A 19,928-nucleotide genomic window follows, 5' to 3' on the forward strand; every position below is an offset into this window, starting at 1 on the left:
GGCCCGGCCGGTATGGCTGAGCGCCCGCTCACCCGGCCCATGCTACTTGCGGGTAACCCTTGTGGACACCCCCACCCGGAACAGCGGCGAAGGTCACACTCGCCCGCACCGTGTGAGCCCTCTCGTGCCCCGCCGTGCGCCCGGCCGATCGGACCGGCAGGACGCCTCGATGGGGTCGTCCTCGGCCGCCCGCCCGGTCCGGCTCCGGGCCGGGCGTCCCGGCGGCCCCGATCCTTGGCTCCGCCCGGGGGCGCCCGCCTCCGGGCCCCCTCCGACGGAAACGGAGTGCCGTATGGCGCCCATCAAGCAGACCGACCACGCCGTCCCGCACGAGTCGACCGTCCCCGCCAACTACGGCCAGTCCGTGAACCTTTTCGTCCGCGAGTACGACGGGACTCCGTCGGGCGCCTCGCCCGAGAACCGCCGCGTCGTCCTTATGCTGCACGGCAGGACCGTCCCGGTCCTGGCGGTGTACGACATCGGTCTCGGCGACTACAGCTGGTCCAGGGTGCTGGCGCAGGCCGGTTACGACGTGTTCATGATGGACCTCCAAGGGATGGGGCTCTCGCCCCGCCCGGAGATGGACAGCGCGTACAACGGCAACCCGGCCCAGCACGACCGCGTCCTTTACCCCAACCTGCCGCTGACCTCCGACGGCCCCCCTACGTACCCCCACCAACTCGGCAACTCGCAGAGCGACTGGGACGAGGTCCACGCGGTCGTCAAGTACATCAAGGACCTCCACGGCGTGCAGCAGGTGGACCTGATCGGCAACTCCGCCGCCGCGTTCGCGCTGGGCCCCTACACCATCCAGCACGAGGGCAACGTCCGCAGCCTGATGTTCCAGGCACCCGCCTTCACGCCCAACGGCACTGACAGCGCCCCCGGGACCGAGTTCGGCGCCCCGGTCCCGCTGCCCACGGACACCCCGCCGTACCCGATGGCCCTCGGCATCAAGAAGGGCTTGAAGGACGCCTGGGACGCCGAGACCAGCTCCGCCTGCCCGGGCCAGCGGGCGCCGGGCGTCGAGGACACGGTCTGGGAAGCGATCATGGCGAGCGACCCCGTGGGCCGCACGTGGGGGAAGCCGCTGCCGGGCGGTGGGACGGAAGGGATCAATCGCCAGCGCCAGACCTTCTGGTGGGGCTGGAACAAGAAGACCGTGCCCCTGCACGGCACGCTCGGCGGCCCGGTCCCCGTCTTCATCGTGTACGGGGACCTGGACAGGACCGTCACCACCGGGATCGCATCCGTCACGGAGCTCTACAAGGCCATCCCGGGTGAGAACAAGCTGATGTTCAAGGTGTCCTGCGCCAGTCACCAGATGGCGTGGGAGGGCCGGCGCACGATGCTGCACACCATGTCGAAGCAGTGGCTCAAGCACGGCAAGGTGTTCGGGAAGGGCAAGGGCAGCTTCCACTTGGACGACAACGACGACGTCACGCCGCAGCCCGTGCCGTAGGACGCCGGGGCGCCGGCGTACTCGCGCGGCCGGCCCGCGCGAAAGCCCCCGGCCGGGGTGGCCGGGGGCTCTCAGCGCGTCACCGCTCGCGGGTTCGGGCCTCTTGGGGGGCCGGTCAGGCGGCGGTCGCGGCCAGGGCCGTGACCAGCGCCGGGGTCACCTGCTCGATCTGCCAGGGGCGGGCGCCGTAGCCCGCCAGGGCCTCGGCCACCGTGGCGGCCTCCAGCCGCTTCGGGGGCTCCCAGCACAGCCGCCGGACGGTGTCCGGGGTGACCAGGTTCTCCTGCGGCAGGTTCAGCCGCTCGGCCAGCTCGGAGACGGCCGCGCGGGCCGCCGACAGCCGGGCCGCGGCGGCCGGGTCCTTGTCCGCCCAGGAACGCGGCGGGGGCGGGCCGGACGGGGACGCCCCGGGCTGCGGCAGCTCGTTCTCGGGCAGGGCCTTCGCCCGGTCCACGGCGGCCATCCACTGGTCCAGCTGGCGCCGGCCCATCCGCTGCCCGTACCCGGGCAGGGACGACAGGGCGTGCACGTTCGCGGGGAGGGCGAGGGCCGCCTCCACGATCGCGGCGTCGCCCAGCACCTTGCCGGGGGAGACGTCCCGGCGCTGCGCGATCCGGTCGCGGGACTCCCACAGCTCCCGGACGACCGCCATCTGCCGGCGGCGGCGCACCTTGTGCATGCCGGAGGTACGGCGCCACGGGTCCTTGCGGGGCGGGGCGGGCGGGGCCGAGGCGATGGCGTCGAACTCCTGGCGGGCCCACTCCAGCTTGCCCTGCCGGTCCAGTTCCTTCTCCAGCGCGTCCCGCAGGTCCACCAGCAGCTCCACGTCGAGCGCGGCGTAGCGCAGCCAGGGCTCGGGGAGCGGGCGGGTGGACCAGTCGACGGCGGAGTGCCCCTTCTCCAGCGCGTAGCCGAGCACGCTCTCGACCATCGCGCCGAGCCCGACCCGGGGGAAGCCCGCCAGACGGCCGGCCAGCTCGGTGTCGAAGAGCGAGGTGGGCACCATGCCTATTTCACGCAGGCACGGCAGGTCCTGGGTGGCGGCGTGCAGGATCCACTCGGTTCCGGAGAGCGCATCGCCCAGCGCGGACAGGTCCGGGCAGCCCACCGGGTCGATGAGCGCGGAGCCCGCGCCCTCGCGGCGCAGCTGCACGAGGTAGGCGCGCTGGCCGTACCGGTAGCCGGAGGCGCGCTCGGCGTCGACGGCCACGGGCCCGGTGCCGGCGGCGAAGGCCGCGACGACCCGGGCGAGGGCGTCGGCGTCGGCGACGACCGGGGGGATGCCCTCACGGGGCTCCAGCAAGGGGATCGGCGTCGGCTGCCCATCGGACGGAACCTCGGCGTCCGGGGGGCCGCCCCCGGTGGTGGTGCGCAGGTGTGCTGCGGTCTCTTGGGCGTCGGTCACCGGTAAAGGGTATCCGTGTATGTGACGCGCCCGTCGCCGGAACGTTCCGTCGACGGGCGCGAAGGGGAGAACGGCGGCCGGTTCCCGGGGTCTCCCGGCGGCCGGGGGTGTCCGGCGGATCATGGCCGGGCCCGGCTCCGCCGGACACCCCCTGGCCCCGGAGCCTCGGGACGGATCAGTGGATGATCCCCGTCCGCAGTGCGACGGCGACCATCCCGGCCCGGTCGCCGGTGCCCAGCTTGCGGGCGATCCGGGCGAGGTGGGACTTGACGGTCAGGGCGGACAGGCCCATCGAGACGCCGATGGCCTTGTTGGACTGGCCCTCCGCGACGAGGCGCAGGACCTCGACCTCGCGGCCGGAGAGCTCTCGGTAGCCGCCCGGGTGGCTCGGGGCACCCGGGGGGCGGCGGTGCATACGGGCGGCGGCAGCACCGATGGGGGCGGCACCGGGCCGGGTGGGGAGCCCGATGTTGGTCCGCGTACCCGTGACGACGTAGCCCTTCACCCCGCCCGCGAGGGCGTTGCGCACGGCACCGATGTCATCGGCGGCGGACAGGGCCAGGCCGTTCGGCCAGCCCGCGGCACGGGTCTCGGAGAGCAGGGTGAGGCCGGAGCCGTCGGGCAGGTGTACGTCGGCCACGCAGATGTCGCGCGGGCTGCCGACGCGGGGGCGGGCCTCCGCGATGGACGACGCCTCGATCACGTCACGGACTCCGAGGGCCCACAGATGGCGGGTCACCGTGGAACGGACGCGCGGGTCGGCCACGACGACCATGGCCGTCGGCTTGTTCGGGCGGTAGGCGACCAGGCTTGCGGGCTGCTCGAGAAGAACGGACACCTAGGCCTCCTGGGGGAGTGGCGGGACGGGCCGGCTCGGGGAAGGAAGCCGGTTCGCACCGTGCGGATGGTCACTGACTCCTTCGGCACGTCACCCACCCGGCTTTAGGGAATGATCACGATTTGGTGAGTAACAATTCGGGCAATTCGGACGCACGATCGATCAAGGGATGATCAGAAGGCCGCCCGGCGCGCGCCGTTCTGACGCACCGTTATGACAACGACCGGTCGTTACGGTGCGCACGGAGGGGCCGGCGACGGGGCCGGACGGGGCCGTACGGACCCCTCGGGGCGTCCGGCTACGGGTGGTGCGGACCGCGCCGCTGTGGCAGGGACACCACGCCCGTGCCGTTGTCCGTCGGCCCCACCGGGGGCAGCCCCGCGATCTGGCACAGCAGCTCGCACCAGGCCGCCAGGTGCGCGGTCGTGTCCGGCACCCCGCCCACCCCCTCGCGCGGCGTCCACGAGGCCCTGATCTCGATCTGGGTCGCCGGACGCCGCTCCGCGAGCCCGCCGAAGTAGTGCGAGGCCGCCATCGTCACGGTGCCGCTCGCCTCCCCGTACGCCAGGCCGCGCGCCTCCAGCGCCCCCGTCAGCCAGGACCAGCACACCTCCGCCAGCAGCGGATCCGCCGCCATCTCCGGCTCCAGCTCCGCCCGTACCAGCGTCACCAGCCGGAAGGTGCCCTGCCAGGCGTCGTGCCCGGCCGGATCGTGGAGCAGGATCAGCCGGCCGTCGGCCAGGTCCTCCTCCCCGTCCACGACCGCCGCCTCCAGCGCGTAGGCGTACGGCGCCAGCCGCTGGGGCGGCTTCGTCGGCTCGATCTCGATCCCGGGCCGCAGCCGCGCCTTGCGCAAGCCGTCGACCGCCCGCCGGAACGGGAGCGGGACCGAACTCTCCTTCGCGCTGTCCGTACCCTCGGCGCCATCTGAAAATCGTCCCTGAGCCGCAGCCATGCCGGGAAGACTAGGCGGAACGAGCGCCCGTACGGCGCAGGGACACCCGTGCCGGGCCGGGCACTTCTTCATACGTGCGAAGATTTGGGTCGTGAGCGCCAACGACCGCCCCCAGGGCCCGCCGAGCCAGACGTACGATTCAGCCTTCCTGAAGGCGTGCCGGCGGGAGCCGGTACCCCACACGCCGGTGTGGTTCATGAGGCAGGCCGGCCGCTCACTCCCCGAGTACCGCAAGGTGCGCGAGGGCACGGCCATGCTGGAGTCCTGCATGCGCCCCGACCTGGTCACCGAGATCACCATGCAGCCCGTGCGGCGCCACGACGTGGACGCGGCGATCTTCTTCTCCGACATCGTGGTCCCCCTGAAGGCCATCGGCGTCGACCTGGACATCAAGCCGGGCATCGGCCCGGTCGTCGCCCGGCCGATCCGCCGCCGCGAGGACCTCGCACAGCTGCGCGACCTCACCCCGGAGGACGTCCCGTACGTCACCGAGGCGATCGGCATGCTCACGGGTGAACTGGGCGGCACGCCGTTGATCGGCTTCGCCGGCGCGCCCTTCACCCTCGCGAGCTACCTCGTCGAGGGCGGCCCGTCCAAGAACCACGAGCACACCAAGGCCCTGATGTACGGGGACCCGGAGCTGTGGGCCGAGCTGCTCGACCGCCTCGCCGAGATCACCTCCGCCTTCCTGAAGGTCCAGATCGAGGCCGGCGCCTCCGCGGTCCAGCTGTTCGACTCCTGGGTCGGCGCCCTGGCCCCGGCGGACTACCGCCGCTCGGTCATGCCGGCCTCCGCGAAGGTCCTGGAGTCCGTCGCCTCGTACGGTGTCCCGCGCATCCACTTCGGCGTGGGCACGGGCGAGCTGCTCGGCCTGATGGGCGAGGCCGGCGCGGACGTCATGGGCGTCGACTACCGGGTCTCGCTGGACGAGGCCGTCCGCCGCGTCGGCCCCGGCAAGGCGCTCCAGGGCAACCTGGACCCGGCCGTCCTCTTCTCCACCCCGGAGGCCGTCCAGGCCAAGACGGACGAGGTCCTGGCGGCCGCGGCCGGCCTGGAGGGCCACGTCTTCAACCTCGGCCACGGCGTCCTGCCGACGACCGACCCGGACGCGCTGACCCGCCTGGTGGACTACGTCCACACCCGGACGCAGCGCTAGCGGTACGGGGGCGGTGCCTGCGGCGCTGCTCCCCGCCCCGCGCTTTCTCCGCTTCCCGGGGCGGAGCCCAGGGGAACGGGCGAAGCGGGGGTCCCCCCGGACGGAGTCCGGGGGGAGGGCAGGGGTCCGGCCCCGCAGGGTCAGACCCCCGCCGAGCGGACCGCGGCAACCGCCTTGCGGGCCGCCACAAGCACCGGGTCCCACACGGGAGAGAACGGCGGGGCGTAGCCCAGGTCCAGGGAGACCACCTGTTCCACCGTCATCCCCGCCGTCAGGGCGACCGCCGCGATGTCCACCCGCTTCGCGGAGCCGGCGCCGCCGACGATCTGCACGCCGAGCAGCCGGCCCGTGCGGCGTTCCGCCAGCATCTTGACCGTCATCTCCTGTGCGCCCGGGTAGTAGCCCGCCGTGTTCGTGGAGCGGATGGCGGCCGTCACGAACCGCAGGCCCGCCTCCCGGGCGTCCTTCTCGCGCAGCCCAGTACGGGCGATCTCCAGGTCGCAGACCTTGCTGACCGCCGTCCCGACGACACCGGGGAAGGTGGCGTAGCCGCCGCCCGCGTTCGAGCCGATCACCTGGCCGTGCTTGTTGGCGTGCGTGCCCAGCGGGATGTGCCGCGTCCGGCCCGCCACCAGGTCCAGGACCTCCACGCAGTCACCGCCGGCCCAGATGTCCTCGTGGCCCCGGACCCGCATCGACAGGTCCGTCAGCAGGCCCCCCGACCCGCCGAGCGGCAGCCCGGCGGCACGGGCGAGAGCCGTACGGGGCTCCACGCCGATGCCGAGCACGACCACGTCCGCCGGGTACTCGCGCCCGTCCGCCGTGGCCACCGCGCGGGCCCGGCCCTCCTCGTCGGTGAGGATCTTCGCCACGTCGGCGCCGGCGACCGTCACGATGCCCATGGCGTTCATCGCGGCGTGCACCAGGCCCCCCATGTCCGGGTCCAGGGTGGACATGGGCTGCGGGCCCCGGTGCAGGACGGTGACCTCGAAGCCCCGGTTCACCAGGGCCTCGGCCATCTCCACGCCGATGTAGCCCGCGCCGGCCACGACCGCCCGGCGGCCCCGCGTGCGCTCCAGGTCGTCCACCAGGCGCTGACCGTCGTCCAGGGACTGGACCCCGTGCACCCCGTGCGCGCCGATCCCCGGCAGCTTCGGCCGGACCGGGCGGGCGCCGGTCGCCAGGACCAGCTTGTCGTAGCCCGTCCAGGACTCGGCGCCGCTCTCCAGGTCCCGGGAGCGCACCCGGCGGCCCGCGACGTCGAGCTCCACGACCTCCGTCCGCGTGCGCAGGTCGATGCCCCGGGCGCGGTGCTCCTCGGGGGTACGGGCGATCAGTTCGTCCCGCCCGCCGACCTGCCCGCCGACCCAGTACGGGATCCCGCACGCGGAGTACGAGGTGAAGTGCCCGCGCTCGAACGCGACGATCTCCAGCTCCGCCGGGCCCTTCAGCCGCCGCGCCTGCGACGCGGCGGACATCCCCGCCGCGTCGCCGCCGACCACCACCAGTCGTTCCACCGCCATCGTCCGCCCCGCCTCCGTGCCGCTGCCTGCGCCTACGGGGACACGCTACGGGCGGACCCGCCGTCAGTCCTGGAGATCCGCTCCAGGGGCGTCGGACCGCGCCGGGGCGGGGGCCTGCGCGGGCACGGGCGCGGGGGCGGGCGCCTGCCGGGGCACCAGGGTGCGGTTGACGCCCGTCCTCGGCTTCGCCGGACGGAGCCTGCGGTAGGCCTTGAACGCGAGGACCAGCAGGGCGGCGGCGATCCCGAACGGCAGCACCGCCGCGACCGCGAGGGCCAGGTAGCGCACGAGCGTGACGAACACGCCCCAGCCGGCGCCCAGGGCATCGCCCAGCCCCGGAGCCTCCTCCTTCTTCCGCTCCGCCGCGACCGCCGCGGGCTCCGAGACGGACACCGTGATCGTGCCCATCGCCGTCTGGTCCTTCAGCGCGTTCTGCTGGGCCAGCAGCGACTCCAGGTCGGACTGACGCCGGCTCAGCTCGCCCTCCAGCATCACCACGTCGCTCAGCGCCGAGGCCTTCTCCATCATCTCCCGCACCCGGGCCACGCTGGCCTGCTGCGACTTCACGCGGCTGTCGACGTCGGCGACCTTCTCGGTCACGTCCTGCGCCTCGACCTTCCGGTTCAGCAGCTTCCCGCTGCCCTCCAGCGCGCCGATCACCGAGTCGAACCGCTCGCCGGGCACCCGCAGCGTCAGCGTCGAGGTCATCCGGCCGTCCCGGCCGCGCTCGGTGGACTCGTTGCCGACGTACCCGCCCGCGCCCTCGGCCGCCGTACGGGCCGCCGCGAGGGCCTTCTGCGGCTCGGCCGTCTCGATGCCCAGCGTCCCCGTACGGATGACGTGCGGGCGCACCGGCGCCTGCGGCCCGGCCTTGGAATCCTGCGCCGCGGCCGGGGGCGCGGCCGCCCCGGCCCCCGGCTTGCCCTGGGCGGCCGCGCCCTCCCGGGGCCCGGCGACCGCCGCCCGGTCCGAGGAGGGCTTCGCGCCGCCGTCGGCCCCGCAGCCCGTGAGCGCGAGGGCCCCCGCGAGCGAGAGTCCGGCCAGCGCCACGGCGCCGCGGTGTCTGTGGAGCGTCTGCATCGTCTGTACCCCCGGGGGATCGGCTGGTGTCCCCGTTTCGACGCCCGCGGGCCCCCGGCGGGTTTCGCCCGCCAGGTCCCGAGCCGGTCCCGAAGTGGTCACGTTCAGGCCTCATGGTGCCGTCTGAGACGATGTGTTCATGCACGAAGCGGACACACGTACGGACCGGCCGGGCGCCCCGCGGCACGTCGTCGTCATCGGCGGCGGCATCTCCGGCCTCGCGGCCGCCCACCGGCTGCTCGCCGACGGGGTCCGCGTCACCCTCCTGGAGGCCGGCCCGCGCCTCGGCGGCAAGCTGTACGCCGGAGAGCTCGCCGGCGCCCCCGTCGACCTCGGCGCCGAATCCGTGCTCGCCCGCCGCCCCGAGGCCCTGGAGCTGGCCCGGGCCGTCGGCCTCGGCGACGCCCTCCAGCCCCCGGCGACCGCCACCGCCCGGCTGTGGACCCGGGGCGCCCTGCGCGACATGCCCAAGGGCCACGTCATGGGAGTCCCCGGCGACACCGCCCCGCTCGCCGCCTCCGGCGTGCTCTCCGCCGAGGGCCTCGCCCGCATCGCCGCCGACACCGGACTCCCGCCCACCGAGGTCGGCGAGGACGTCGCCGTCGGCGAGTACGTCGCCGCCCGCATGGGCCGCGAGGTCGTCGACCGGCTCGTCGAACCCCTGCTCGGCGGGGTCTACGCCGGCGACGCCTACCGCATCTCGATGCGCGCCGCCGTCCCCGCCCTCTACCAGGCCGTCCGCACCCACCCCACGCTCACCGAGAGCGTCCGCTCCCTCCAGGGCGGCGCCGCGGCCCGCGCGGCCGAGCGGACCACCGTCACCGGCGCCGCCGCCACCGGCGCCTTCTTCGCCGGGATCGCCGGCGGCATCGGCCGCCTCCCGCTCGCCGTCGCCGACGCATGCCGGGCCGCCGGGGCGCGGATCCTGACCGGCACCCCCGCGCGCGGGATCGCCCGTACGCCCGGGGGCTGGCGGATCACCGCCGGCGGCGAGGTCCTCGACGCCGACGCCGTCGTCCTCGCCACCCCCGCCGGACCCGCCGCCGGGCTGCTCGCCGGCCTCGCGCCGGCGGCCGCCGCCGGGCTGCGCGAGGTCGAGTACGCCTCCATGGCCCTGGTCACCATGGCCTTCCGGCGCTCCGACCTGCCCGCCGCGATCGCCGACGGCGGCGCCAGCGGGTTCCTCGTACCGCCGGTGGACGGCCGCACGATCAAGGCGTCCACCTTCTCCAGCAACAAGTGGTCCTGGGCCGGCGCCGACCCCGAGCTCTTCCTGCTGCGCACCTCCATCGGCCGCCACGGCGACGAGGGCGACCTCAAGCGGGAGGACTCCGAGCTGGTCGACGTCTCCCTCGGCGACCTCGGCGAGGCCGTCGGGCTGGCCGCCCGGCCGGTGGCCGCCACCGTCACCCGCTGGGACGGCGGACTGCCCCAGTACCCGGTCGGCCACCTCGACCGGGTCGAGCGGATCCGGGCCGCCGTGGCCGGGCTGCCGGGCCTCGCGGTCTGCGGAGCCCTCTACGACGGGGTCGGCATCCCGGCCTGCGTCGCGAGCGCCGGGAAGGCGGCCGACGCGGTGATCGCCGCTTTGGCCACCCCTGGGACAGACCACTGATCAGCACACGGGACAATGGACACATGACTGCACCAGAGAAGATTCCCAACGCGGGGAAGAAGGCGAAGGACCTCAACGAGGTCATCCGCTACACCCTGTGGTCCGTCTTCAAGCTGAAGGACGTCCTGCCCGAGGACCGTACCGGCTTCGCCGACGAGGTCCAGGAGCTGTTCGACCAGCTGGCCGCCAAGGACATCACGGTCCGCGGCACCTACGACGTCTCCGGCCTGCGCGCCGACGCGGACATCATGATCTGGTGGCACGCCGAGACCGCGGACGAGCTGCAGACCGCCTACAACCTGTTCCGCCGCACCAAGCTGGGCCGCGCGCTGGAGCCGGTGTGGTCGAACATGGCCCTGCACCGCCCGGCCGAGTTCAACAAGTCGCACATCCCGGCCTTCCTGGCCGACGAGGTCGCCCGCGACTACGTCAGCGTCTACCCCTTCGTGCGCAGCTACGACTGGTACCTGCTGCCCGACGAGGACCGCCGCCGCATGCTCGCCGACCACGGCAAGATGGCCCGCGGCTACCCGGACGTGCGCGCCAACACCGTCGCCTCCTTCTCGCTGGGCGACTACGAGTGGCTGCTGGCCTTCGAGGCCGACGAGCTCTACCGCATCGTCGACCTCATGCGCCACCTGCGTGCCTCCGAGGCCCGCATGCACGTCCGCGAGGAGGTGCCCTTCTACACCGGGCGCCGCAAGTCCGTCGCCGATCTGGTGGCCGGGCTCGCCTGATACCTCCCCTGGGGGGAAGGACCGGAGGAACACCCGTGACACAAGGGTGGCCTCCGGGGATCGGGAGGCCCTGCCCCCGAAACGACGCAGCCGGAGATCCCGCCCGGAAGTTCAGACGACCGGAGGCAGCAGCGCCCTGGAGGCGCCCGCTGCCCGGTCGTCCAGCGACACCGGTGCGGGCTCCGGATGCGGCGCACACGTGACGCGCCACCCAGGGGTGGCACCCGTCAGCAGGTACCGCTCCACATGCCGGTCCACGCACGCGTTGCGTCCGCCGGCCACCCCGTGGGTGCCCGCCCGCTGCTCCGTGACCAGCGAGGCCCGGGCGCCGAGCCGCCCCTGCAGTTCCAGCGCGCCCCCGTGGGGCGTCGCCCCGTCCCGCTCCGCCGCGACGATCAGCGTCCCCGGCAGCCGGCCCGGTTCCGCCCCCACGTCCACGGGCCGCTGCCGCCCGGACACCGGCCAGGAGGCACAGGGCAGGTTCAGGAAGGCGTTGGCCCAGGTCTCGAAGGGGGCCCGGCGGGCCAGTTCGGTGTTGTCGCGGTCCCAGGTCTCCCAGTCGCCGGGCCAGGGGGCGTCGTTGCACAGCACCGCCGTGTAGACGGCGGTCGCGTTGGCCGCCCGCTGCGCCGTCGCGGGGTCGCGGGCCGCCTGCCGGACGAGCGGGGCCGGGTCCCCGCGCAGGAAGGCGGCGAGGGCCGCGGCCCGCTCCGGCCAGACGTCGTCGTAGTACGCGGTCTGGAGGTACGCCGCGTGCAGTTCGCCCGTCCCGACCACCCCGCCCGCCGGGGTACGGGCCACGGCCGCGCGGACCTTCTCGTAGCTCTCCCGCACGGCCCGCGCCGTGGTGCCGAGCCCGTACATGGAGTGGTGGCGGGCCGCCCAGGCGCGGAAGTCGGCCCAGCGGCGTTCGAAGGCCGGGGCCTGGGCCAGGTTGTTGGAGTACCAGATGCCGCGCGGGTCCGGATCGACCGCCGAGTCGAAGACCATGCGGCGCACGCGCCCGGGGTGGCGGGTGGCGTAGACGGCCCCGAGGTAGGTGCCGTACGAGGCCCCCATGAAGGTCAGCCGGGGCTCGCCGAGCGCGGCCCGCAGCACGTCCAGGTCGCGGGCGTTGTTCAGGGTCGTGTAGGACCCGAGCGCGGACCCGGCGTGGCGTGCGCACCCCTGGGCGTAGGCCCGGGCGGCGGCCAGCCGCTCCCGCTTGTACGCGGCGGAGGGCTCGGCCGGGACCTGCGTCGGCCCCTGCGGCCGCTCGGCCGGGTCCTGGCAGGTCAGCGGGGCGGAGCGGCCGACCCCGCGCGGGGCGTAGCCGACGAGGTCGTAGGCGGCCGCGATACGGGCCCACGCGGGCCGGTCGGCGAGCAGCGGGAAGGACATCCCGGAGGCGCCCGGCCCGCCGGGGTTGTACACGAGCGCGCCCTGCCGGGCGGCGCCGCCGCGCCCGGTGGCGGGGACCCGGCTGACGGTGAGGGAGACCTGCGGGCCGTCGGGGCGGGCGTAGTCGAGCGGGACCCGCAGGGTGGCGCACCGCACCGGGTCGGGCAGCTCCTCGACGGCGGGACACGGCCGGAACTCCAGCCCGCCCCCGGCGGCGGGGGGCCGGGCCACGGGCCTGGTCACGGGCCGGTCCCCCTGCGCCGGAGCCCCGCCCGCCCCGGCCGTCCCGCCCGCCGGACGCGGCGCGGCGGCAGCGGCGGCCCGCCGCGCGACCAGCTCCGCGCCGGCGTCCTCGGCGGCGGTCCGGGCGTCCCCGCCACCACCGCCCCCGCCTCCCGGTCCGGGCCCGCTCGCCCGGGCCGGCGCGGGTGCGCACAGGGCGAGGCAGAGCGCCGCCGCGGCGACCCCCTGCCGCGTGAGCGTCGTCGTCCGGCACGTCCGACCCGTCCGCATGGCGACCCCTTCATCTCATCGTCCGGTCCGATGAGATGCCAGGACCGCGCGCGGGTACGGGCGAACCGCCGGAACGCCCCTCCCGGTACGCCCTGTTGCCGTAGGGCTCACGGCGCGTCGCGCCCCAGTGCCGCCCGCAGGTCCGGGTCGCGCACCGCGCTCAGGCCCCGGACGGCCACCGCCGCCAGGAGGTCGCCGGCGCCGCTCTCGCGGTCCAGGGCGACGAGCAGCCGCTGCCCGGCCGGGGAGGCCCAGGGGGAGTGCGCGGGGCCGCCGGTGCCGGCGATGGCCAGGCAGCACACCGCGAGCAGCATCGGCAGGGCGAACCAGTACAGCACCTTCGACACGTCCGCCCCGTCCGCCGGGACGGCCAGCGCCGCCCCCGCCATGGCCGCCACCAGCACGGCGGCCCACCGCACCGACCGGACCCCGTCCGCCACCGCGTCCCGTACCCCGCACGGCACCGCGAGGCCCGCCTCGTCCAGCCGGTCCGCGAGGGCCCGTACGGCCGAGTGCGCGGCGGCGGCCCGCCGGAGCGCCGACACCGGGGACTGGCCGTCGGGGCCGAACGCGGCCAGCACGGCCCGCTCGTGCGCGTCACGGGCGACCGGGTCGAGCACGGTGGCCCACCCCGTGCGGGCCAGCAGCAGCCGGTGCCGGCGTTCCATCGACAGCAGGGTCAGCACGGCGACCCGCTCCGGGCCGCCGGCCAGGTACGCGGCCTCGTACAGGTTCAGCGCCCCCGGCGGCCGGGCGGCGGCGGGGCACGGCGCCGGCTCGGCGGCCTCGGTGGCGGCCCGCAGCAGGCGGGCGGCCGAGGACAGCACCCCGGCCCAGGCCAGCAGCAGGAACAAGATCCAGAACATGGCCGATTTCTACAGCCGCCGGAGCCGCTTTCAGGCGGCCGGTGCCCAAGCGTGAGCAGCTCGTGATGCGCTGGTGATGGTCGGTCAGGAACTGCTGGAGCAGCTCGAACCGGAGGAACTGCTGGAGCAGCTGGAACCAGAGGAACTGCCGCAACCCGAACCGCTGGACCAGCTCCAACCGGAACTGCTGGAGCAGCTTGAACCGGAACCACCCGAGCAACCCGAACCGGAGCCGCCGGAACAGCTGCTTCCGGAGGAACCGCAGCCACCGGACCCCGAGGACCCGCCCCCGCCGTCGCCCGACGCGCACCACAGCACCGGCAGCAGCTCCGCCGACGCCGCCCCGAACGTGTCCGACGAGCCGCGCCCGCGCACCCGGGACTGGGCCGCCGCCAGCCGGGTGTCACGCGCCGCCGGCACCAGCTGCTCGCGCAGACGGGCGTCCCCCAGCCCACGCAGCCCGAACAGCGCCACCTGCACCCGCGGAGCCGGATCGGCCGCGTACCGCTCCCGGAAGCCGGCCAGCGCCCGCTTCCCCGTCGGGGTGATCCGCAGCCTGGCCCGCCGCGCGCACAGCACACCCGCCGCGAAGCCGCCCAACAGCGCCGGGAGCACCTTGAGGACGAACGGCACCTGGGGCCCCGGGTACAGCGACCAGAACACCGAGGTGACCACCAGCGACACCGGCACCATCGCCACGCACACCACCGCCTGCGCCAGCCCCCAGAACCGCACCCCGCGCCCCGCTCCGGGTGCCGAGAGCAGCCCGCGGGCCGCCAGCGCGTCCCCGGTCTCCTGCACGGCCGGCTCGCACATGGCGGCGTACCGCACCTGGTAGAGCCACCCGGACGGCGCCTGCGCGAGCGCCGCCAGTACGGCCCGCTCGGCGGGGTCCGCGCCCCGCGCCCCCGCCCGGGCCTGCACGATGCCCGGGCCGCCGACGGCCAGCCGGCCGTCCCCGAACAGCGAGACGAGCGCGCTGTCGACCACGGTGCCGGGACCGCCCGTGAGGAACGCGGCCTCGGACAGGTCGTGCAGCGCCGGCGCGGGCCCGGACACCGGTGGCCGGGCGCGGCGCAGGGCGCGCAGCAGCAGGACGGTGGAGAGGGTGACGGCCGCCCAGACGGCGACGGCCAGCGTGTTCACCGGGTCCGCCCGACCAGGGCGCGTGCCCAGCGTGCGACCCGGCCCCGCGGCCGCACCCCCGCCCGCTCCCGCCACCAGGCGGTGAGCCGGCGCCGCGCGGCCGGGTCGGCCGGCAGGTCCCGTACGAGGAGGTGCTCGGCGAAGTCCAGCGCGTCGCGGCGGTACCCGGCCGTCATGGGGCGGCCGCGGGCGTAGCCGAGGAAGGCGGTGCGGTAGGAGGCAGGACCTCCCAGGATCCCGGGCAGCTCCGGCGCGACCTTCGCGACCACCGAGGCCCGCTTGGCGGCCAGCGCCCGCGCCTGCACCCGGACGCGCTGCCGGTCGAAGCCCTCCGGTACGGGCGTCCCGGCGACCAGCGCCGACAGCAGGGCCGCCTGCCCCAGTGCCAGCCGGGTCCGCGCGGCCTCCCCGGCCGGCCCCGGGGCCTCCTCGCGCAGGGCCACCCGCTCCCGCACGGTGCCCGGAGGCCCGCCCGCGTCCACCACCGCGCGGATCCGCGCCACTTCGGCGGCCAGCTCCGCCTCGGGCGGGAAGTCGTCGTCCCGCTCCAGCAGGACCCCGGGCGGGTCCACCCGCTCGCGCAGCCGGGCCAGTACGTCGAGCACCACCGGCGGCACGGGGTGCGCGTGGGTGTCGTGCCAGACTCCGTCGCGCTCCACCCCCCCGGCCACGTGCACGTACGCCAGTGCCTCCAGCGGGACCGAATCCAGCACGGCGGCCGGGTCCTCGCCGCGGTTGACCCGGTTGGTGTGCAGGTTCGCCACGTCGATGAGCAGCCGCACCCCGGTCCGCTCGACCAGCTCCGTCAGGAACTGCCCCTCCGTCAGCTCCTCCCCGGGCCACGACACCAGCGCGGCGATGTTCTCCAGCGCCAGCGGCACGGGCAGCGCGTCCTGCGCGATCCGCACGTTCTCGCACAGCACGGCCAGCGCGTCGCGGGTCCGGGGCACCGGCAGCAGGTGCCCGGCCTCCAGCAGCGGCGAGGACGTACGCACGAAGGCGATGTGCTCGGTGACCAGCGGCGCCCCCAGCGCCACCGCCCGCTCCCCGAGCGCCGCCAGCTTCGCCGGATCGGGGCGGTCGGCCCCGCCCAGGCCCAGCGAGACCCCGTGCGGCACGACGCGGACCCCCCGCTCGCGCAACCGCACCAGGGACTCGGGCAGGTGGCCCGGACAGACGTTCTCCGCCACCACCTCGACCCAGTCCAGGCCGTCCAGCCGCTCGACCGCGTCCGCGATCTCCGGCCGCCAGCCGATGCCCACCCCCAGGCGTTCCATGGGCTTCATGTCCCCCCTCGCCCCCCTTATCCGGACCGTATGCCGAAGTGATGGCCCCGGCGCGGCCCGGCCAACCACCGGTTGGGGACGTTCAGAGCAACATTTGAGGTTCCACGGCCGCGGTCACGGCCTCACGCCCCACCAGGCCGGAACCGGCCCCGCCGGTTCAGAGCCGGGCGCGCAGGGCCGGGTGGTCCGAGACCACCGTGCAGGAACCCGGGGCGATCTCCGTGAAGCCGGCGTCGCGGACCACCGGCAGGCCGCTGCCGCTCAGCTCCGCCCACCGCTCGCGCGGGGCCGTGCGTACCGCCAGCCGGAAGCCGGAGGCCTGCCACAGGGCGCGTTCGGCCGCCGTCAGCTCCCACCAGGCCAGCTGCGCCGCGTGCCCCGCCTGGGCCATGGCCTTGCCCGCCGACATGCCGAGGTCCGGGTTCAGCCACAGCACCGGGATCCCCGGCTCGACCGGGCCCGCCGGCTCCGGGTCGTCCAGGTCGGTGCCCGACACCTGGAGCTTGGCCAGCTCCTTGGGCCAGCCGTCCAGGGGGACCGGCGGGAAGACCCGGACCTCCGAGGCCCGCCCCTCCACCGTGACGCCCGGCAGGGTCCCCGCCTTGCGCCACTCCGCCCCGCGCGCCCGCCGGACCACCTTGCGGATCCGCGCGTCCTGCCAGTCGCGCACTGCCCGAGCCCACTCGCCCTCGCCGTGCGAGCGCTCGTCCGTCAGCAGCACCAGCACCGCACGGGCCGCCGTCTCCAGCGCGTCGGTCCGCGCCGGCGGCTCGGCCTTCTCGATCCGCACCACCAGAGGCAGGACGAACTGCGGGGCCTCGTCGCGCAGGGCGCGCTCGCGCCGGAAGGGGCTGTCCGCGCCGACCGCGGGTACGTCTGTGGTCTCGTTCACGTGCTGGCTGCTCATCGAATTCTCCTTGAGTGGAAAGCCAGCTCTACAGGCCGGCGAGAGAAATCACCTTCTGGCCGGCGACAGTGGCGGAGTTCGCTGTTGCGCTGTTCTGGCCAGGGATTGTCCTCTCACTGAGCGACTCTATAAGTTTGTGAGGCGTGGCTTCGACTCACGTGAAGCGGGCGTTCAAGTACCGCTTCCATCCGACGGATGCGCAGGCGGCCGAGCTGTCGCGCACCTTCGGGTGCGTGCGGAAGGTCTACAACACGGCGCTGGCCGCGCGGACGGAGGCGTGGACGCGTCAGGAGCGCGTCAACTGCAACCAGACGTCGGCGATGCTCACGGCCTGGAAGAAGACCGAGGAGCCCGCGCATCTCAACGAGGTGTCGTCCGTTCCGCTCCAGCAGACGCTCCGGCATTTGCAGATGGCGTTCGCCGGATTCTCCGGGAAGCGGGCCAAGTACCCGCGATTCAAGTCGCGGAAAAAGTCCAGGCGATCTGCCGAGTACACCACGAGTGCCTTCAAGTACAGGGACGGCCGGCTCACGCTCGCCAGGATGAAGGACCCGCTGGCGACGGTGCGAACCGGGCCAAGGCCCGGCGCAAGGTCGCCAGGATCCACGCCCGGATCGCCGACCGGCGCCGGGACCACTTGCACAAGCTGACCACCCGACCGGGACACGAACGCATCGCAAACCCTTCTGCCCGCCGGGCTGGCGGTGACAGCCTGTGGAGCCGGCGCAAGACCTCAACGGACGAGTCCGGGCGGGCGGTCGGCCGTGAAGCAGGAAACCCCACGGCGTCGCGAGCCGTAGGAACCCCCTCCTTCAGGACGAGAGGAAGTCAACCTGCAAGGCATGCCGGCCTCCGCCTTCAGGAGGATGTCCCGGGTGGCCGGCGCAGGCGAGGATCGACTCCATGAAGAGCGACCTTTTCGCGAGCGAGAACCTCGTCCAGCCCGCCACCGCACCGGGCATGACCCTGCAGAACGCCAAGTCCGTGAAGTACGCCGTCAACGGGGAGATGCTCGCCCGCCAGGGGTCGATGGTCGCCTTCCGCGGCAACCTCCAGTTCGAGCGCAAGGGCCAGGGCATCGGCGGCATGCTCAAGCGGGCCGTCACCGGCGAGGGCCTCGCGCTGATGTCCGTACGCGGCCAGGGCGAGGCCTGGTTCGCGCACCAGGCCGGGAACTGCTTCATCATCGACTTCGAGCACGGCGACGCCCTCACCATCAACGGGCGCAACGTCCTGTGCTTCGATCCGACCCTCTCCTACGAGATCAGGATGGTGAAGGGCGCGGGCATGACCGGCGGCGGGCTCTTCAACAGCCTCTTCACCGGCACCGGCAAGCTCGCCGTGGTCTGCGACGGCAACCCGATCATCATCCCGGTCACCGCCCAGGCGCCGGTGTACGTGGACACGGACGCGGTCGTCGGCTGGAGCGCGGCGCTGGAGACCGGGCTGCACCGCTCCCAGTCCGTCGGCTCCATGATCCGCGGCGGCTCCGGCGAGGCCGTCCAGCTGAGGCTGAGCGGCGAGGGCTTCGTCATCGTCCGGCCCAGCGAGCTCACCGAGACGGCGGCCGCGCACTGAAGCTCACCGACGTGGGCCGCCGCTACGGAAGGCGCCGGCCCTGGGTGCTGCGCGGGATCACGGCCGAGCTGCCGGCCGGCGCCCTGGTCCGCGTCGAAGGCGGCAACGGCGGCGGCAAGTCCACCCTGCTGCGCGTCATCGCCGGCATCGACACGCCGACCGAGGGCCGGATCGAGGGCCGCCCGCCCCGCACCGCCTACGTCCCCGAACGCTTCCCGGCGGCCCTGCCGCTCACGGCCGGCGCCTACCTGACCCACCTCGGCCGGCTGCACGGCCTGACGGGCGCGCAGGCGGCCCGGCGGGCGGCCGAGGGGCTGGAGCGTTTCGGCGCCGCCGCGTACGCCCGCACCCCGATGGCCGAACTGTCCAAGGGCACCAGCCAGAAGGTGGCCGTCGCCCAGGCACTGCTCGCCGGGCCGGGGCTGCTCGTCCTCGACGAGGCCTGGACCGGGCTGGACGCGCCCGCCCGGGCGGAACTGGACCGCGCCGTCGCCGAACGCACCGCCGCCGGGGGCACGGTGGTCTTCGTCGACCACGACCCCGCCCGGCTCGCCGGCCTGCCCGATGCCCGCTACCGGGTGCGCGGCGGCACCCTGGAGGACCCGGCCGCGCACCCCGTCACGCGCGTACCCGCCGTACGGATCCACGCGGCCGGCCCGCCCGGCACCGCCCCGCCCCCGGGCCTGGCCACCGCAGCCGGACCCGCCCCCGACGGCGGGGTCCTGCTGACCGTGGACGCCGCCCGCTCCGACGCCGTACTGCGCGAACTGCTCACCGCCAGCCCGCCCTGGCACATCCGCGCCGTGGAGGAACTCCCGTGACCGTGACCGCCCTGCTGCGCTACCAGGGCGCCCTGCTGCTGCACTCCCAGCACTGGATCGGCCCGCTCGTCGTGTACGCGGCGTTCCTCGCGGTCGGCATCCGCTCCGGCGACCCGGCGCTCGACGCCCTCGGCTACACGGCGGCCGGCCTGGTGCCGCTGAGCGTCTGGCTGGTCCGGATCTGCGTCACCGCCGAACCCCCGGCGGCCCGCGCCGTCTCCGCCGCCGCGGCCGGTCCGGTACGGGTGCACGCGGCGGCCCTGCTGACCGCGCTGGCCGGGACGCTGCTCGCCGGGGCGGCGGGCACGGCCTACGCCCTGCTGCTCGGCGACCTCACGCACCAGCCCCCGGCCGAGGCGGCCCTCGCCGGAGCGGTGGCGGTGGCGGTGTGCGCCCTGACGGGGGCGGCCGTGGGCGCGGTGTGCAGCAGGCCGCTGCTCCGCGGGCGGGGACGCGCCGTCCTCGCCGGGGGCGTGGGCTCGCTGCTGGCCTGGGTCGCGGCCTTCTCCCCGGCCCGCAACGCGGTGTCCGCCCTGGTCGGGGCCGCCCGCGCGGACGCCGCGCCGCTCCCGCTCGGCGCGCTGGCGGGGGCGCTGCTGCTGGCGGGCGCGGCGGGGGCGGTGGCCTGCCTGGTCAGCAGACGGCGGAGCTGACCGGGGC

General features: G+C 75.0%; 17 protein-coding genes and 1 pseudogene. 8 read left to right on the forward strand and 10 right to left on the reverse strand.

The window, feature by feature from the left end:
* Positions 1-292: 292 nt before the first annotated feature.
* Positions 293-1,462: an alpha/beta hydrolase gene (locus ACZ7IF_RS16300; RefSeq protein ID WP_470971139.1), complete on the forward strand. Its 1,170-nt coding sequence runs from the start codon at positions 293-295 to the stop codon at positions 1,460-1,462.
* A gap of 115 nt (positions 1,463-1,577) precedes the next feature.
* On the opposite strand, the gene ACZ7IF_RS16305 is transcribed toward ACZ7IF_RS16300, so the two are convergent.
* The 3 genes from ACZ7IF_RS16305 to ACZ7IF_RS16315 all read right to left on the reverse strand — a co-directional run bounded on the left by ACZ7IF_RS16305 (position 1,578) and on the right by ACZ7IF_RS16315 (position 4,660).
* Positions 1,578-2,867, reverse strand: a complete 1,290-nt coding sequence (locus tag ACZ7IF_RS16305) for an HRDC domain-containing protein (RefSeq protein ID WP_470971145.1) — start codon at positions 2,865-2,867, stop codon at positions 1,578-1,580.
* A 175-nt stretch (positions 2,868-3,042) separates the two neighbouring features.
* Positions 3,043-3,705 carry a helix-turn-helix transcriptional regulator gene (locus ACZ7IF_RS16310; RefSeq protein WP_007267191.1) on the reverse strand — a complete coding sequence of 221 codons (663 nt, stop codon included), beginning with the start codon at positions 3,703-3,705 and terminating at the stop codon, positions 3,043-3,045.
* A 298-nt stretch (positions 3,706-4,003) separates the two neighbouring features.
* Positions 4,004-4,660: a DUF3000 domain-containing protein gene (locus ACZ7IF_RS16315; RefSeq protein WP_470971151.1), complete on the reverse strand. Its 657-nt coding sequence runs from the start codon at positions 4,658-4,660 to the stop codon at positions 4,004-4,006.
* Between the two features lie 91 nt (positions 4,661-4,751).
* On the opposite strand from ACZ7IF_RS16315, the gene hemE reads away from it, so the two are divergent.
* Positions 4,752-5,816, forward strand: coding sequence for a uroporphyrinogen decarboxylase (gene hemE, locus ACZ7IF_RS16320; RefSeq protein ID WP_470971155.1), 1,065 nt, complete (start codon positions 4,752-4,754; stop codon positions 5,814-5,816).
* A 140-nt stretch (positions 5,817-5,956) separates the two neighbouring features.
* Here the strand turns inward: hemE and ACZ7IF_RS16325 are convergent, their stop codons facing one another.
* Both ACZ7IF_RS16325 and ACZ7IF_RS16330 read right to left on the reverse strand, forming a co-directional pair.
* Entirely contained in the window at positions 5,957-7,339 is a 1,383-nt protein-coding gene (locus ACZ7IF_RS16325) for an FAD-dependent oxidoreductase (protein ID WP_470971160.1), read from the reverse strand.
* A 63-nt stretch (positions 7,340-7,402) separates the two neighbouring features.
* Positions 7,403-8,419 (reverse strand): DUF4349 domain-containing protein, encoded by a 1,017-nt coding sequence (locus ACZ7IF_RS16330; protein WP_470971165.1) that lies wholly within the window; start codon positions 8,417-8,419, stop codon positions 7,403-7,405.
* A gap of 139 nt (positions 8,420-8,558) precedes the next feature.
* On the opposite strand from ACZ7IF_RS16330, the gene hemG reads away from it, so the two are divergent.
* Complete coding sequence (gene hemG / locus ACZ7IF_RS16335; RefSeq protein ID WP_470971170.1) at positions 8,559-10,034, forward strand: protoporphyrinogen oxidase; 1,476 nt, start codon at positions 8,559-8,561, stop codon at positions 10,032-10,034.
* Between the two features lie 23 nt (positions 10,035-10,057).
* Positions 10,058-10,771, forward strand: a complete 714-nt coding sequence (hemQ, locus tag ACZ7IF_RS16340; RefSeq protein WP_042802045.1) for a hydrogen peroxide-dependent heme synthase — start codon at positions 10,058-10,060, stop codon at positions 10,769-10,771.
* A gap of 111 nt (positions 10,772-10,882) precedes the next feature.
* Here the strand turns inward: hemQ and ACZ7IF_RS16345 are convergent, their stop codons facing one another.
* The 5 genes from ACZ7IF_RS16345 to ACZ7IF_RS16365 form a co-directional block, all read right to left on the reverse strand.
* The gene (locus tag ACZ7IF_RS16345) at positions 10,883-12,664 is read right to left on the reverse strand and encodes an alpha/beta hydrolase (RefSeq protein WP_470971175.1); all 1,782 of its coding nucleotides are present in this window, start codon (positions 12,662-12,664) and stop codon (positions 10,883-10,885) included.
* Positions 12,665-12,771: 107 nt separating this feature from the next.
* The gene (locus ACZ7IF_RS16350) at positions 12,772-13,530 is read right to left on the reverse strand and encodes a TIGR04222 domain-containing membrane protein (protein ID WP_470971180.1); all 759 of its coding nucleotides are present in this window, start codon (positions 13,528-13,530) and stop codon (positions 12,772-12,774) included.
* Positions 13,531-13,614: 84 nt separating this feature from the next.
* A complete protein-coding gene (locus tag ACZ7IF_RS16355; RefSeq protein ID WP_470971184.1) occupies positions 13,615-14,676 on the reverse strand; it encodes a TIGR04222 domain-containing membrane protein in 1,062 nt (353 codons plus the stop codon).
* The gene (locus ACZ7IF_RS16360) at positions 14,673-15,962 is read right to left on the reverse strand and encodes an MbnB/TglH/ChrH family RiPP precursor modification enzyme (protein ID WP_470971188.1); all 1,290 of its coding nucleotides are present in this window, start codon (positions 15,960-15,962) and stop codon (positions 14,673-14,675) included. Before ACZ7IF_RS16360 ends, ACZ7IF_RS16355 begins: the two co-directional genes overlap by 4 nt.
* A gap of 157 nt (positions 15,963-16,119) precedes the next feature.
* The gene (locus ACZ7IF_RS16365) at positions 16,120-16,869 is read right to left on the reverse strand and encodes an aminoacyl-tRNA hydrolase (RefSeq protein ID WP_470971192.1); all 750 of its coding nucleotides are present in this window, start codon (positions 16,867-16,869) and stop codon (positions 16,120-16,122) included.
* 143 nt (positions 16,870-17,012) lie between these two features.
* On the opposite strand from ACZ7IF_RS16365, the pseudogene ACZ7IF_RS16370 reads away from it, so the two are divergent.
* The 4 genes and pseudogenes from ACZ7IF_RS16370 to ACZ7IF_RS16385 all read left to right on the forward strand — a co-directional run bounded on the left by ACZ7IF_RS16370 (position 17,013) and on the right by ACZ7IF_RS16385 (position 19,921).
* Positions 17,013-17,669 (forward strand): annotated as a pseudogene (locus tag ACZ7IF_RS16370) (RNA-guided endonuclease InsQ/TnpB family protein).
* Between the two features lie 103 nt (positions 17,670-17,772).
* On the forward strand, positions 17,773-18,447 hold the full coding sequence (locus ACZ7IF_RS16375) for an AIM24 family protein (protein WP_470971196.1): 675 nt from the start codon (positions 17,773-17,775) through the stop codon (positions 18,445-18,447).
* A complete protein-coding gene (locus ACZ7IF_RS16380) occupies positions 18,444-19,268 on the forward strand; it encodes an ABC transporter ATP-binding protein (protein ID WP_470971497.1) in 825 nt (274 codons plus the stop codon). The genes ACZ7IF_RS16375 and ACZ7IF_RS16380 overlap by 4 nt, the downstream gene beginning before the upstream one ends.
* Positions 19,265-19,921 carry an ABC transporter gene (locus tag ACZ7IF_RS16385; RefSeq protein ID WP_470971201.1) on the forward strand — a complete coding sequence of 219 codons (657 nt, stop codon included), beginning with the start codon at positions 19,265-19,267 and terminating at the stop codon, positions 19,919-19,921. Before ACZ7IF_RS16380 ends, ACZ7IF_RS16385 begins: the two co-directional genes overlap by 4 nt.
* The last annotated feature ends 7 nt before the right edge of the window (positions 19,922-19,928 follow it).

The sequence above is a fragment of the Streptomyces sp. NPDC037421 genome (assembly GCF_055602105.1).

Bases quoted from the DNA above. Each gene is read 5' to 3' on its own strand.
- ACZ7IF_RS16360 (WP_470971188.1), bottom strand. From the start codon at position 15,962: ATGAAGCCCATGGAACGCCTGGGGGTGGGCATCGGCTGGCGGCCGGAG.
- ACZ7IF_RS16350 (WP_470971180.1), bottom strand. From the start codon at position 13,530: ATGTTCTGGATCTTGTTCCTGCTGCTGGCCTGGGCCGGGGTGCTGTCC.
- ACZ7IF_RS16345 (WP_470971175.1), bottom strand. From the start codon at position 12,664: ATGCGGACGGGTCGGACGTGCCGGACGACGACGCTCACGCGGCAGGGG.
- ACZ7IF_RS16375 (WP_470971196.1), top strand. From the start codon at position 17,773: ATGAAGAGCGACCTTTTCGCGAGCGAGAACCTCGTCCAGCCCGCCACC.
- ACZ7IF_RS16330 (WP_470971165.1), bottom strand. From the start codon at position 8,419: ATGCAGACGCTCCACAGACACCGCGGCGCCGTGGCGCTGGCCGGACTC.
- hemQ (WP_042802045.1), top strand. From the start codon at position 10,058: ATGACTGCACCAGAGAAGATTCCCAACGCGGGGAAGAAGGCGAAGGAC.
- ACZ7IF_RS16300 (WP_470971139.1), top strand. From the start codon at position 293: ATGGCGCCCATCAAGCAGACCGACCACGCCGTCCCGCACGAGTCGACC.
- ACZ7IF_RS16365 (WP_470971192.1), bottom strand. From the start codon at position 16,869: ATGAGCAGCCAGCACGTGAACGAGACCACAGACGTACCCGCGGTCGGC.
- ACZ7IF_RS16325 (WP_470971160.1), bottom strand. From the start codon at position 7,339: ATGGCGGTGGAACGACTGGTGGTGGTCGGCGGCGACGCGGCGGGGATG.
- hemG (WP_470971170.1), top strand. From the start codon at position 8,559: ATGCACGAAGCGGACACACGTACGGACCGGCCGGGCGCCCCGCGGCAC.
- ACZ7IF_RS16315 (WP_470971151.1), bottom strand. From the start codon at position 4,660: ATGGCTGCGGCTCAGGGACGATTTTCAGATGGCGCCGAGGGTACGGAC.